At 71.5% G+C, this 13,485-nt stretch carries 11 protein-coding genes; 7 read left to right on the top strand and 4 right to left on the bottom strand.

Annotation, left to right across the window (positions count from 1 at the left end; translation table 11 throughout):
- Positions 1 to 222 precede the first annotated feature (222 nt).
- Positions 223 to 840, top strand: coding sequence for a TetR/AcrR family transcriptional regulator (locus ACWD0F_RS25935; RefSeq protein WP_449879622.1), 618 nt, complete (start codon positions 223 to 225; stop codon positions 838 to 840).
- Here ACWD0F_RS25935 and ACWD0F_RS25930 read toward each other — a convergent pair.
- Positions 833 to 1,768, bottom strand: a complete 936-nt coding sequence (locus tag ACWD0F_RS25930; protein ID WP_449879620.1) for a hypothetical protein — start codon at positions 1,766 to 1,768, stop codon at positions 833 to 835. The genes ACWD0F_RS25935 and ACWD0F_RS25930 overlap by 8 nt on opposite strands.
- A gap of 45 nt (positions 1,769 to 1,813) precedes the next feature.
- On the opposite strand from ACWD0F_RS25930, the gene ACWD0F_RS25925 reads away from it, so the two are divergent.
- Positions 1,814 to 4,171, top strand: coding sequence for a helicase-associated domain-containing protein (locus ACWD0F_RS25925; protein ID WP_449879618.1), 2,358 nt, complete (start codon positions 1,814 to 1,816; stop codon positions 4,169 to 4,171).
- A gap of 23 nt (positions 4,172 to 4,194) precedes the next feature.
- Here the strand turns inward: ACWD0F_RS25925 and ACWD0F_RS25920 are convergent, their stop codons facing one another.
- Positions 4,195 to 5,577, bottom strand: coding sequence for a hypothetical protein (locus ACWD0F_RS25920; protein WP_449879616.1), 1,383 nt, complete (start codon positions 5,575 to 5,577; stop codon positions 4,195 to 4,197).
- 352 nt (positions 5,578 to 5,929) lie between these two features.
- Here ACWD0F_RS25920 and ACWD0F_RS25915 point away from each other — a divergent pair, with 352 nt between their 5' ends.
- The 3 genes from ACWD0F_RS25915 to ACWD0F_RS25905 all read left to right on the top strand — a co-directional run bounded on the left by ACWD0F_RS25915 (position 5,930) and on the right by ACWD0F_RS25905 (position 9,601).
- On the top strand, positions 5,930 to 7,408 hold the full coding sequence (locus ACWD0F_RS25915; RefSeq protein ID WP_449879614.1) for an AMP-binding protein: 1,479 nt from the start codon (positions 5,930 to 5,932) through the stop codon (positions 7,406 to 7,408).
- Between the two features lie 75 nt (positions 7,409 to 7,483).
- Entirely contained in the window at positions 7,484 to 7,843 is a 360-nt protein-coding gene (locus tag ACWD0F_RS25910; RefSeq protein ID WP_449879612.1) for a hypothetical protein, read from the top strand.
- A 105-nt stretch (positions 7,844 to 7,948) separates the two neighbouring features.
- Positions 7,949 to 9,601 (top strand): DNA repair helicase XPB, encoded by a 1,653-nt coding sequence (locus ACWD0F_RS25905; RefSeq protein ID WP_449879610.1) that lies wholly within the window; start codon positions 7,949 to 7,951, stop codon positions 9,599 to 9,601.
- Between the two features lie 216 nt (positions 9,602 to 9,817).
- Here ACWD0F_RS25905 and ACWD0F_RS25900 read toward each other — a convergent pair whose 3' ends face one another.
- Entirely contained in the window at positions 9,818 to 10,153 is a 336-nt protein-coding gene (locus tag ACWD0F_RS25900) for a hypothetical protein (RefSeq protein WP_449879608.1), read from the bottom strand.
- A 142-nt stretch (positions 10,154 to 10,295) separates the two neighbouring features.
- On the opposite strand from ACWD0F_RS25900, the gene ACWD0F_RS25895 reads away from it, so the two are divergent.
- Positions 10,296 to 12,302 (top strand): HelD family protein, encoded by a 2,007-nt coding sequence (locus ACWD0F_RS25895; protein ID WP_449879606.1) that lies wholly within the window; start codon positions 10,296 to 10,298, stop codon positions 12,300 to 12,302.
- 64 nt (positions 12,303 to 12,366) lie between these two features.
- Entirely contained in the window at positions 12,367 to 12,897 is a 531-nt protein-coding gene (locus tag ACWD0F_RS25890) for a YbhB/YbcL family Raf kinase inhibitor-like protein (protein ID WP_449879604.1), read from the top strand.
- A 119-nt stretch (positions 12,898 to 13,016) separates the two neighbouring features.
- On the opposite strand, the gene ACWD0F_RS25885 is transcribed toward ACWD0F_RS25890, so the two are convergent.
- Positions 13,017 to 13,241: a hypothetical protein gene (locus ACWD0F_RS25885; RefSeq protein WP_449879602.1), complete on the bottom strand. Its 225-nt coding sequence runs from the start codon at positions 13,239 to 13,241 to the stop codon at positions 13,017 to 13,019.
- Positions 13,242 to 13,485 lie beyond the last annotated feature (244 nt).

Genomic DNA, 13,485 nt, shown 5'->3' with positions numbered 1-13,485 from the left:
TGCAGGATGCCAAACGATGTCCAGCTCGCGGTAACGGCCCCCTTGTTCCGCGACCGCAGGAATGGGAAGAAAGGAATTACTTATCGGAGAGGAGCGGCCGTGACCGACACCCCCAGCCGCCGCGGGCCATCGTCCGGCCGATCATCGGCTCCGCCCTGGCGAGCCTGAGCCTGCGGGCCGCTCCCGAGCGACTACTCTCCTTACGGAGGTATCAGGATAGACATGACCAGATCGACCCGTGAGCGGATCGTCGACGAGGCCCTGCGGCTGTTCGCCGAGCGCGGCTACGCCGCCACGTCCGTGGCCGAGATCGAGGCCGCCTCAGGGCTGTCTCCGGGCGCCGGAGGGCTCTACCGGCACTTCAAGTCCAAGTACGAGGTGCTCTCCGCGGCGATCAACGAGCACGCCAGCCGCACCAGGGTCCAGGTGGCCGAGAGCCTGGCCGAGCTGAGCACCATGGAAGCCTCGGTGGACCTGGAGGAGCGCCTGTCGCACGTGTGCCGCGCCGGCCTGGCCAAGGTGCGTGAGGAGTCCGAGCTGACCCGGGTCTTCTTCCGGGACCTGAGCCAGTTCCCCGAGCTGGTCACCGTGGTACGCGAGGGGCTGCTGCAACCGATGTTCGACGCGATCGTCACGTGGTTTCAGGCCCAGCCCGAATATTGCGACGCCGAGCTCGACTGGGCGGGCATCTCGGCGGTGCTCGGCGGCTCCGTGGTGCACTTCCGGTTGTTCCAGGAGACCGTGGGCGAGCTGCCGGGCCACGCGGACAAGGACAAGTTCGTCGCCGCGTGGGTGCGCCTGGCGGTCGGCCTCCTTCCCAGCCCCGCCCCCGTCAGCTGAGGTCGAGCAGCCGGTAGCCCAGCCACATGACGCCGAGCACGGTGCCGATCATGAACATCGTGCCGCTGACGTCGTAGAACTGCGTGACGAACGCCTGCACCCCCGGCTCCGTCCCCACCCGGAGGCCGCCGATGACCGCTCCGCCGGCGGAGTAGCCGAGCAGCGGGGCGGCGGCTCCGGCGAGCTTGTCACGCGCCCGCCAGCTGTCGCTGAACAGCACGAGCACCGTGCCCGTCGCCCACACGAGCACGGGAACCGGGAAGATCGCCACCGGCGCCAGGTCGAACGGCACCAGCAGCGCCGCCACGACCAGGATCACCAGGGCCGCCGTGTCGCGGGGATGCTCCTTGACGACGGTCCTGGCGTCCCTGCCGCCGGTGGCCATCGGGTTGGCGCTCGACATGGCCGCCCTGCGCAGCCCGGCGAACGGCATCCCCCTGGCGGCCTGTCCGCCGCGGCTCCCTTGCGCGGGCCTGCGGGGTGACCGGGCGCCGGGCGCCGGGTCGCGGTCGTCGACGATCGAGGGAAAGCGCAGCGTGGAGCCGACCCCACGCACGCCCCCCGAAGCCGCTGGGAAAGCCTCGGGGGCGGGCCGCGTCGCGGCGACCGGTGGGGCCTGAGAAGCCGGTGGGGCCTCAGGTACGGGCCGCGTTTCCGGAGCGCGGGCGGCGGCCGGGCCCGACACCGTGGCGACGCCCTCCTCCGCCAGCCTGCGGGCTTCCCGCTGCACCAGCGCCACCGGGTCGCCCAACCTGGCCAGCACCTTCGACACCTGGCGGACGTTCTGGTTCCCGTTCCGCTCGGCCTCGATTCTGGCCCGCAGCCGCCTGGCGAAGTTGAGCCGCTGGTCGGCTCTGAGCACGCCGTGAGCGGCGTCGGCCGCCTTGGAGACGTAGTTCAGGACCAGTTGGTCCGCGCGCTCTATCACGCCTAGCAATGCTGCCCCAATCAGGGTGGACATACCATGGCATCGATGGAGTTCACGGAGTGGATCAGGGGGCGCACCGACGAACAACTACGGGCGCTCGTGTCCGCGCGCCCTGAGTTGATCACTCCGGTGCCCGCGCATCTGGAGGGCCTGGCGTCGCGAGCCGCCAGCCCGTCGGCGATCGGCAGGGTGCTGGACCGGCTCGACCGTTTCACGCTCGCCGTCGTGGAGACGCTGGCCGTACAGGCCGGCCCGGTGCCCAGAAAACGCCTGCGCGAGCTGATCGGCGCGGCCCTGGCGCGTTGTGACGCGCCGGCGGGCCCGGCGGCCCGCGACGCCGAGCCGGCGCTGTCGGCCGCGCTCGCCCGGCTGTCCGACCTGGCCCTGGTCTACGGGCCCGACAAAGCGCTCGACCTGGCCCCCGGCGTACGCAAACTGCTCGAAGACCCGGCCGGGCTCGGCCCGACGGCGGTGGACGCGTTCCGGCACCACCCTCCCGAGCAGCTTGAGGAGATGGCCGACGACATCGCCCCCGGCACCTCCGGCACGGGCAAGGAGCGCCTGGCGGCCGCGCTGGCCGCGCCGGCCGCCCTGATCGAGGCCGTCTCGCCCGAGGCCAGGGACGCGCTCGACCAGCTCGTCTGGGGCCCGCCGACCGGCCGCGTGCCCAACGCCAGGCGCGAGGTGCGCATGGCGACGGCCCGCTCCCCCATCGAGGAGCTGCTGGCCAGAGGGCTGCTCGCGGCCACCGGCGAGGAGAGCGTCTCACTGCCCCGCGAGGTCGGCCTGCACCTGCGTGGCGGCCGGGTGCACCGTGACCTGTTGGCCGTGCCGCCGGCTCTCGACGGGGCCGCGCGCGACCGGAAGCTGGCCGATCGCACGGCGGCCGGGCAGGCGTTCTGGTTCGTCAGGGCGGTCGAGGAGTTGTGCGAGCGGTGGAGCGCCGAGCCGCCGGGCGTGCTGCGTACCGGCGGTCTGGGCGTGCGCGACCTGAAGCGCGCGGCGGCCGAGCTGGACCTGCCCGAATGGGTGGCCGCGCTGGTGATCGAGGTCGCGCACGCGGCCGGGCTGGTCGCCGCCGGCGGCGGCGTTGACGGCGAGTGGCTGCCGACCTCCGGCTACGACCTGTGGCGGGTCAGGGGGACGGCCGACCGCTGGGTGACGCTGGCGGCCACGTGGCTGCACATGGACCGCGTGCCCGGCCTGGTGGGCGAGCGAGACGAGCGTGACAGGCCGCTCAACGCCCTGCACACCGACCTGCGCCGCTCGTCCGCGCCCGGGGTCAGGGCGGCCACGCTGGGCGTGCTCGCCTCCGCTCCCGGCCTCGCGCCAGGACGCGACTCCATCCTCGAACGACTCACGTGGGAGCAGCCGCGCCGCCGGGGGCCGCTGCGCGAGCAGCTCACCGAGTTCGCCCTGCGGGAGGCCGAGCAGGTCGGCGTGACGGGGCTGGGCACGCTGTCGGCCCACGGCCGGGCGCTGCTCGACGGCGCCGACCCGGCCCGGCTGCTGGCGCCGCTGCTGCCGGAGCCGGTCGATCACGTGCTGCTCCAGGCCGACCTCACCGCCGTCGCGCCAGGGCCGCTGACGAGCGAGCTCAACCGCTGGATGACGCTCAGCGCCGACGTCGAGTCGAAGGGCGGGGCGACGGTCTACCGGTTCAGCGAGAGCTCCATCCGGCGGGCCCTCGACGCGGGGCACGGCGGCGAGGAGCTGGTGTCGATGCTGGCCCGCCACTCGGCCACGCCGGTGCCGCAGGCGCTGTCCTACCTGGTGACCGACGTGGCCCGGCGCCACGGCCGCATCCGCGTGGGCACCGCGAGCGCCTACATCCGCTGCGACGACCCCGCGCTCCTCGACCAGATCACCGCCGACCGGCGCTCCGCCCCGCTGCGGCTGCGCCGGCTGGCCCCCACCGTCATCGCCTCCCGCTCGTCCAGGGCGGCGCTGGTCGACTCGTTGCGGGCCATGGGGTACGCGCCCGTCGCCGAGTCGCTCGACGGCGACGTGATCATCTCGCAGCTCGACAGCCGCCGTACCGAGGCGCTGGCTCCGGCCCGCGCCGTGGCCTCGCCCAACGGCCTGGACCCCGGCGTCGCGACGGCGGCCGTCCGCGCGCTGCGCGCGGGCGACGCGGCCTATCTGGCGCGGCGCGAGCCCGTGGACGCGCCCGGTGGGCAGGTGCCGCGCGGGCCCGCGACCGCGACGATCTCCGCGCTGCAGGATGCGATCAAGCAGGGTGTCCGGGTGTGGATCGGCTACCTCGACTCGCAGGGCAACGCGACCTCGCGCATCCTGGAGCCGGCCCGGATGGAGGGCGGCTACCTGACGGCCTACGACGAGACCAGGGCCGCCGTCCACCGCTTCGCCCTCCACCGCATCACGGGCGTCGCGGGCCTCTGAGCCAACCTCTCACGCTCCCCGCCTCACGGGCGTCGCGAGCCGTTGAGCTCACCTGTCTCCTGCCCGGCGAGCAGTGCCAGCGCCCGTCCCGCCACCGTCGCGGCGGGGCCGGCGCCGGACGCCAGGCGCAGCAGGTGCCGCAGCGAGTCGCCCGGATAGCGGACGGACAGCCCGCCGGCCAGCGCGACGGCCGCCGTCGTGGCCCGCAGGCCCGCCGGATCGGCCGCCCAGGCCAGCGCGAGCCGGAGCGCCTCGGGCGCCAGGGCGTCGTCGGCGCACATGTACGACAACACGTGCGCCGCCGTCACCCGCTCGCGGGCCGTGCCCTCCGCCCAGACCTCCAGGATCTCGTGCCGGGTCTCGCCGGCCGACCGCGCCGCCAGCAGGGCCACGCCTTCCGCGGCCCGTACCTGCACCTCGGGCCCCTCCACCGCCAGCGAGCGGACCCATTCGCGCAGCGGTTGCCACAGCCGGAACCCGTACCGCGCGACCAGCTCGGCCAGCACCCGCGCACGATGCCGCGGCGCGCCGAAGGCCACGAACCCGCCGGAGGTGACGGCCAGCGGATGCGGGCCGGCCGGCCGGTGCTCGCCGCAGAGCCGCTCCAGCCTGGCCAGCAGCGGTGCGAAGACGGGCGCGGGCAGCCCGTGCGCGAACACGAGCGCCGCCGCCGTCACCACGTCCCGCATCGGCGGCTTGGTGTCGAACCAGGCCGTTATCTCCGCACTCACCGGCGGGTGGCCCGCGGTCAGCCGGATCGCCACGCTCACGACCTCGGCGGGCGACGGCAGGGTCAGCGCGAGGTCGCGGGCGCGGGCGAGCTCCTCAGGGCTCCGGCACGCCCGCCGGTCGAAGGTGCGCAGGCACAGGTCGAACAGCTCCCCCGGATCGGGCACGGCCCACGGCAGCTCCACCTCGACCGCCTGGGAGGGCGGGCCGTCCCTGGTGACGACCAGGTAGGAGCCGAACTCGGCCAGCTTGCGCGCCAGGTTGACCAGCTCGATCCGGTCGGTGCTCGCCGCGATCCAGTCGTGCAGCAGGTACGCCCGGCCCGGCGCGTACTCGGTCCCGGACACCAGCTCGGCCGCGGTGCCCGCCGGGGACAGGACCGTGATCCGGCCCTCCGCCAGCGACATGCGCGACAGCAGCGCGATGGCCCCTAATCGGCGGCCCGTCTCCTCCTCGCCCACGAGAACCAGCAGGTGGCAGGCGGCCAGCCGGCGCACGGCCTCGGGAAAGCACCCCGGCTCCAGGTACGAGCGGAGCAGCGTGTCGGCCTCTCGCCGGTTCAGGTCTCCGGTGACCGGAGCGGCCAGCGCGCGCAGATGGTCGTTGACGGCCATCAGGGACTGGACGAGCGTTATATCGTCCAGGTCGATCTCGCCCGCTTCAGGCGTTTCGGTCACGAAATTCACCTCAGGTTTGACTGCGAAACTTTCCTACAGAAAATACGATTACCCAACGAGTTTCTTCGCCTTCCGCGAAGAAGCCCTGCCGCGCGTCCATACCTGCCTGACCAGGTATTTCGCGCGGCGATCGGTTGCGGGGGCCGCCGGAACAGGCTTGTCGCTCACGCTCTCCCTTGCACTCGGCAGGCCCCTGTCGCCTCTCGATCTCCAGCAATACACGATCTAGCCCACCAAGAAAACACGAATGACAACATAAGAAGATTTATGGCTATTTACCGTGCCGGCACGCTCGTCCACCAGGGACGGTCAAGGGTTGACGGCACAACCTCGATCGCATCAGGTTGGGCATGTGACCGAGCAGACGCTGGGCCGATTGGCCGAGGACTCCTGGAACCGCTTCGACGACCACGACGCGGTGTTCTACGAGGGGGCCTGGCACCGCAGCGACGCGCTGGCCGTGCGGGCGCGCCGGATGTGCGGCGGGTTCGTCGGAGCGGGGGTGCGGCCCGGCGACCGGGTGGCGGTGATGATGGCCAACTGCCCCGAGGTGCCGCTGATCTACCAGGCGCTGTGGGCGGCGGGCGCGGTGGTGACGCCGGTGGTCTTCCTCGTGGGCTCCGACGAGCTGCGCCACATCCTCACCGACAGCGGGGCCACCGCGATCGTCACCTCGCCCGAGATGGTCGACACCGTACGCGCCACGGGCCTCGACCTCCAGACCTACGTGGAGACGACCGAGCTCGAACGCGCCTCCGAGCACGGCCCCGTCGCCAGGGACCCCGGCGACCTGGCCGCCCTCATGTACACCGGCGGCACCACGGGCAAGGCCAAGGGCGTCATGCTGAGCCATCGCGGCCTCTGGCAGGTGGCCAAGGACGCCTACGACCTGTCCCACCAGGAGGGCAAGGACCGCGCCCTGGTGCCCGTGCCGCTGTCGCACGCGTACGGGCTGATCATCTCGGTCGCCCGGTTGCACGCGGCGGACCCGCAGCAGGCGGTGCTGATGCGCTGGTTCGAACCGCAGGAGTTCCTCAAGCTGGCCGCCGAGCAGCACGTGCAGTACGGCACCGTCGTCCCCTCCATGATCCAGCTCCTGCTGGCCGAGCCCCTGGAGTCGCACCCGCTGCCCGACCTGGCCTTCCTCACCTGCGGCGCGGCACCACTGGGCCGCCAGGCGCTGGAGGAGTTCGAGCGCAGGATGCCCGGCGTGCAGATCCTCGAAGGGTACGGCCTGACCGAGACCAGCGCCGTCACCACCTTCAACCCGCCGGGCCGGCGCAGGGTCGGCAGCGTCGGCCTGCCGCTGCCCGGCTATTCGATCACCGTCCGGGACAACGAGGGCGAGGCGATGGAGACCGGGGACGTCGGCGAGATCTGCGTCTCCGGGGCCTCGCTGATGCTGGGCTACTGGGGCGAGCGGGAGCCCGACCCCGAGGGCACCGCGCTGGTCGGCGACGAGCTGCGGACCGGCGACATCGGCTGCGTGGACGACGACGGCTACCTCTACATCGTGGACAGGAAGAAGGACCTGATCATCCGCGGCGGCTTCAACGTGTTCCCCCGCGACGTCGAGGACGCGCTCAACGAGCATCCCGACGTGGTGATGTCGGGGGTCGTGGGCCGCCCGGAGCCCCGGCTCGGGGAGGAGGTCGTGGCGTTCGTCCAGCTCAGGTCAGGCGCGACGACGACGGACGAGGAGCTGATCGGCTGGGCCCGCGACCGGGTGGGCCGGGTGAAATATCCGCGCGAGGTGAGATTCGTCGACTCGGTGCCGGTCACGAGCGTGCTCAAGCTCGACCGGAAGGCGCTGCGGGGCCGGCTGGACTGATCGCTCACCAGATCCCGGAGCACGGTCAGGCACCTGTCATTTCCGTGATAAGTGTTGACCTGTCTGGAGGTGAGCGTGAGCCAGGAAGATCCGCCGGGTTATCCGTACCCACCCTATGGTGTGCCCTACGGCGAGCAACCGCCGCCGCAATCCGGCTACGGCTATGGTTATCCGCCGCCTCCCCGGCGCAACGACGGGCCGAGCGCCAACGCCATCGTCGCGCTCGTGCTCAACTGCCTCGCCCTCCTGTCCTGCTGCAACGTCCTGGGCCTGCCCGGCGCGATCCTGGCCGGCCTGGCGATCGGCCGCGCCGCCACCGACCCGCGGCGCGCCCGGACCATGGTCATCTGGAGCTGGGTGCTCTTCGGGCTCGGCTTCGTGCTGAGCCTCGGCACCATCCTTTTCCTGGGCCTCAACGGCTACCTCGACGACTAGCCGGACTAATCCCGGCCTCGCGGTTGTTGGAGTCTGGAGCGGCCGAGCCGGGATCAGGAGACGATGGTCCCGTTGCGCCAGGCCCCGCACCGAACCCACGGAGACATGCCAGTGAGCGATGGACCGCTGATCGTCCAATCGGACAAGACGCTGCTGCTCGAGGTCGACCACGACAACGCGGACGCCTGCCGTAAGGCCATCGCGCCGTTCGCCGAGCTCGAACGCGCTCCAGAACACGTGCACACCTACCGCGTCACCCCGCTGGCGTTGTGGAACGCCCGCGCCGCCGGCCACGACGCCGAGCAGGTGGTCGACGCGCTGATCGGCTTCAGCCGCTATCCGGTGCCCCACGCGCTGCTCGTGGACATCGCCGAGACCATGGCCCGTTACGGCCGGCTGCGGCTGGAGAAGGACCCGGTCCACGGCCTGGTCCTGACCTCCATCGACCGCGCCGTGCTGGAAGAGGTGCTGCGGTCCAGGAAGATCCAGCCGATGCTGGGCGACCGGCTCGGCCCCGACTCCGTCGCCGTGCACCCGAGCGACCGGGGCAACGTCAAGCAGGCCCTGCTCAAGCTGGGCTGGCCGGCCGAAGACCTGGCGGGCTACGTCGACGGCGAGCGGCACCCGATCGCGCTGCTGCAGGACGGCTGGTCCCTGCGGTCCTACCAGCAGGAGGCGGCCGACGCCTTCTGGCACGGCGGCTCCGGCGTCGTCGTCCTGCCGTGCGGCGCGGGCAAGACCATCGTCGGCGCGGCGGCCATGGCGCACGCCCAGGCGACCACATTGATCATGGTGACCAACACGGTCAGCGCCCACCAGTGGAAGACCGAGCTGCTCAAGCGCACGTCGCTGACCGAGGACGAGATCGGCGAATACTCCGGCACCAGGAAGGAGATCCGCCCGGTCACCATCGCCACCTACCAGGTGATGACGACCAGGAGGAAGGGCGTCTACAGCCATCTGGAGCTGTTCGACGCGCGTGACTGGGGCCTGATCATCTACGACGAGGTGCACCTGCTGCCCGCGCCGATCTTCCGGATGACCGCCGACCTGCAGGCCCGCCGGCGTGTGGGCCTGACCGCCACGCTGGTGCGCGAGGACGGGCGCGAGGGCGACGTGTTCTCGCTGATCGGTCCCAAGCGTTACGACGCGCCGTGGAAGGAGATGGAGAACCAGGGCTGGATCGCGCCCGCCGACTGCGTCGAGGTCAGGGTGACGCTGACGGACGAGGAGCGGCTGGCGTACGCGATGGCCGAGTCCGAGGAGCGCTACCGGTTCTGCGCGACCACGCCGTCCAAGACCCACGTGACCGAGGCGCTGGTCCGCCGCCATCTGGGTGAGCAGGTGCTGGTCATCGGCCAGTACATCGACCAGCTCGACGAGCTGGGCGAGCACCTCAACGCGCCGGTCATCAAGGGCGAGACGCGGGTCAAGGAGCGTGAGCGCCTCTACCAGGCCTTCCGCGACAAGGAGATCCAGGTCCTGGTGGTGTCGAAGGTGGCCAACTTCTCCATCGACCTGCCGGAGGCGGCCATCGCCATCCAGGTGTCGGGCACGTTCGGCTCACGCCAGGAGGAGGCTCAGCGGCTCGGCCGGGTGTTGCGGCCCAAGGCGGACGGCGGCGGCGCGCGGTTCTACACCGTGGTCAGCAGGGACACGGTCGATCAGGAGTTCGCGGCGCATCGGCAGCGGTTCCTGGCCGAGCAGGGATACGCGTACCAGATCATCGACGCCGACGACGTGCACGGCGAAGTGTGACGGTAATGCCTGGCCGCTCGCCTGAGCGGCCAAGGCATCAGCGTGGTGTCACGTCCACGAGACTCCGCGGGCCGACGACATTCGAACCACCCCCCTCACCTGCGTACTATCACGCCGCCTGCGACATACCCTCATGATCCGGCAAACCCACCTGATATGCCCCGACTTTTTTCGGTATTTCCAGCTTGGCATCTCAAGGGCGATCTGTCGGGTTCGTCACCGCACCAGCAGGCCGCCGAAGAACAACACGGCCTCGGCGGCGATCCAGGAGAGCACCCCCGCGCCCATGAGACGCCCGAACGCGCGCGGGTCCTGCCTGCTCCGGGGGAGCAACCAGGCGGCGGCCGTGCAGGAGGTGGCGAGCGCGGCGAACAGTCCCGACACCGTCGAGACCACGTCAAGGCGCTGCGAGCACGCCGAAAGGGACTCCCCGCCCGCGCAGAACGCCTGCAGACCCCACCCCGCGAACACCGACAGAGCCCATAGCGCCGCGAGCAGGAGGCTCGCGACCGTGGGAATGATCGGCGAGAAACGGAGCTGGAGCCGCGCCACCTCCCATCCTTACCCCGCCGGTCTCGGCGGCAATCGAGGCTTCCGCCCGGTAAATGCTTTGGAGCCCCGCGTCCATCGCCGTTAAACTGGCAGATTCGCTGCCTTGACCACCTCCGTTTCTCGACCAGGGAGGCACTTTCGCATGCCCGCGCACCAACTGGCCCCCGACATACCCTCCGACGTGCTCGCCGCCGAGCAGGCCCACCTGGCGGAGTCCAGGGCCGCGCTCCAGGCCATGCGCACCCACGCCCAGTCGTTGTCGTCCGACGCGGCCGGCGACTGGGTGTCGCAGCAGATCCTCCAGGCCCTGCTCGACCAGCGGGTGGCCGCACTGGCCGACCATCCGGACACGCCGCTGTTCTTCGGCCGCCTCGACCGCGCCTCGGGCGACGACCTGCCCGGCACGCTCTACGTGGGCCGCCGCCACGTGCACGACGGCTCCAGCAAACCGCTGGTCATCGACTGGCGCGCGCCGGTGTCCCGCGCGTTCTACCAGGCCAGCCCGGCCGACCCGATGATGGTCGTACGCCGGCGCCGCTTCGGCTACCACGGCGGCGCGCTGACCGCGTTCGAGGACGAGCCGCTCGGCGAGGGCGTCGAGCTCGGCCCCTCGAAGATCCTCACCGACGAGATCGAGCGCCCGCGCACCGGGCCGATGCGCGACATCGTCGCCACGATCCAGCCCGACCAGGACGAGATCGTCCGCGCCGCCATGACCCAGACGGTCTGCGTGCAGGGCGCCCCGGGCACCGGGAAGACCGCCGTCGGCCTGCACCGGGCCGCCTACCTGCTCTTCACCCACCGCGAGCGGCTGGCCAGGTCCGGCGTCATGATCGTCGGTCCCAACCGCGCCTTCCTGTCCTACATCTCCTCGGTGCTGCCCGCGCTCGGCGAGGTCAAGGTCGACCAGACCACGGTGGCGGGGCTGCTCGGCGAGCACGCGGCCACCGAGGACCCGATGGTGTCGGCGCTGAAGGGCGACGCCAGGCTGGCCGCGGTGCTCGAACGTGCCCTCTGGCTGCACATCGTCAAGCCGGAGGAGGGCATGGTCTTCACCAAGGGCGCCTACCGCCACCGGGTGGCCGACTACGAGGTGCGCGAGATCGTGGCCTCCCTGCGCGGCACCACCCGCTACAACCCCGGGCGGGCGGCGCTGGCCCAGCGGCTGGCCCACCTGGTGCTGGTCCGCATGGAGCAGCGGGGCGAATCACCCGACGACCGCGTCCAGGACGCGGTGGCCAGGTCGAAGCCGGTCAAGGACCTCGTGCAGACGGTCTGGCCGAAACTGACCCCGGAGCAGGTCCTCCACCGCCTGCTGTCGGACCCGGAGTTCCTCGCCCACGCCGCCAAGGCCGATCTGTCGCCCGACGAGCAGGAAAAGCTCAGGTGGGAGAAGCCGTACCGGAGCTGGAAGTCCGCCAAGTGGTCCGCCGCCGACGCCGCCCTCCTCGACGAGCTCCGCGACCTGATGGAGCGCACGCCGTCGCTGGGCCATCTGGTGGTGGACGAGGCCCAGGACCTCTCCGAGATGCAGCTCCGGGCGCTCGGCCGCCGCTGCCGCAACGGCTCGGCCACCGTGCTCGGCGACCTGGCCCAGGGCACGACCCCGTGGTCGACCAGCTCGTGGAAGTCCGTCCTTGAGCATCTGGGGCAGCGCGAGGGCGAGGTGACGGAGCTGACGCTCGGCTTCCGCGTGCCGCGCGAGGTCCTCGACTACGCCGCCCGCCTGCTCCCCTCCATCGCCCCCGGCCTGGCCCCGCCGCAGTCTCTCCGCGCCGGCCTGGGCTCGCTCACCGTACGCCCGTCCGGCACGATCACCGGCGCGGCCGAGGAGGCGCTCGCCAAGGAGGGCTCGATCGGCGTCATCGTCCCCGACGCGCTGGTCGCCGAGACCGCGCTGGCGCTGGCCGGTCTGCCGCACGCCGTCCTCGACCCGGACGCCGCCGAGGACAGGTCCATCCGTCTTCAGATCGTGCCCGCCACCCTGGCCAAGGGCCTGGAGTACGACCACGTCATCGTGGTGGAGCCCGCGGACATCGTCACGGCCGAGCCCAGGGGCCTGGCCAGACTGTACGTGGTCCTGACCCGGGCGGTCACCTCCCTCACGGTCCTGCACGACAAGGCGCTGCCACCGGAGCTGGCGGCCTGAGGCGCGGCGGGCACGGCCGCTTCTAGGATGGCGGGGCAAGGAGCTCTCAACCTAGGAGGTCGCCGTGCCGGCACCGCTTCCCCACGAACACCTGCCCTCGGTCCCCGCGCTCTCGGTCGAGAGCGACGACGTCCAGGACGGCGGACGGCTCAACGACCTCCACGTCTTCAACGACTGGGGCATGACCGGCCAGAACGTCTCCCCCCACCTGCGCTGGTCCGGCGCCCCCGCCGAGACCCGCGGCTACGCCGTCACCTGCTACGACCCCGACGCCCCCACGGGCAGCGGCTTCTGGCACTGGGTGCTGTTCGACCTGCCGGCCTCGGTGACCGAGCTGCCCGCCGGGGCGGGCACGGGGCCGGAGTTCAAGGGGCTGCCCGCGGGCGCGGTCCACGCCCGCAACGACTACGGCACGAAGGAGTACGGAGGCGCGGCGCCGCCACCCGGCGCCCCGCACCGCTACGTCTTCACCGTGCACGCCCTGGGCGTCGGCGAGCTGGGTGTGGACGGCGACGCCAGCCCGGCCGTGGTGGGCTTCAACATCACCGCCAACACCCTGGCCCGCGGCCACATCGTCGCCGAGTACGGCATCTGAGCGCATCAGGGCGGCCTGCGTTCCGGCCACCACGAAAAGTTCCGGTCACCGCGGAAAGGCCCTGCGCCCGGCCGACGCGAAAGGCGCCCCGCCGATGTCGGCGGGGCGCCTTTCGCACGTCATCGCGGCGAGATAAGCCCGCCGCACCCCATGAGCTGCGGCAGCAGCAGGTCGAGGACCGGGATCCCGGTCGGGTCCCCGGGCATGCAGAACGGCATCCGAAGCTCATGAAGCACGGCCTCGCCGATCAGATCGTCGTCGGCGTGCGCGGGAGCTGCCATCGTGCCCATGGCGGCCAGACTCAGAACGGCGACGCCGAAAATGCGCTTGCTGCGGGAAATCATCCGCTACTCCTTTGTTGAGGCGAGTGTCAAACCCACCCTTCCTCACTCCAAGTAGCGGATCAATTATGAAACGTCATGATTGGGAAACGAAAACAAGGGCGGCCCGGAAAACCCGGACCGCCCTTCGTGTCAACGGCGAAGAAAGACCTAGAAGTCCATGTCGCCGCCGCCCGGCATGGCCGGAGCAGCAGGGTTCTTCTCGGGCTTCTCCGCGATGACGGCCTCGGTGGTGAGGAAGAGCGCC

Source organism: Nonomuraea sp. NPDC002799, from assembly GCF_053592075.1.
Note: the sequence above shows the minus strand (reverse complement) of the source record. Positions and strands in the feature narration are given on the sequence as shown.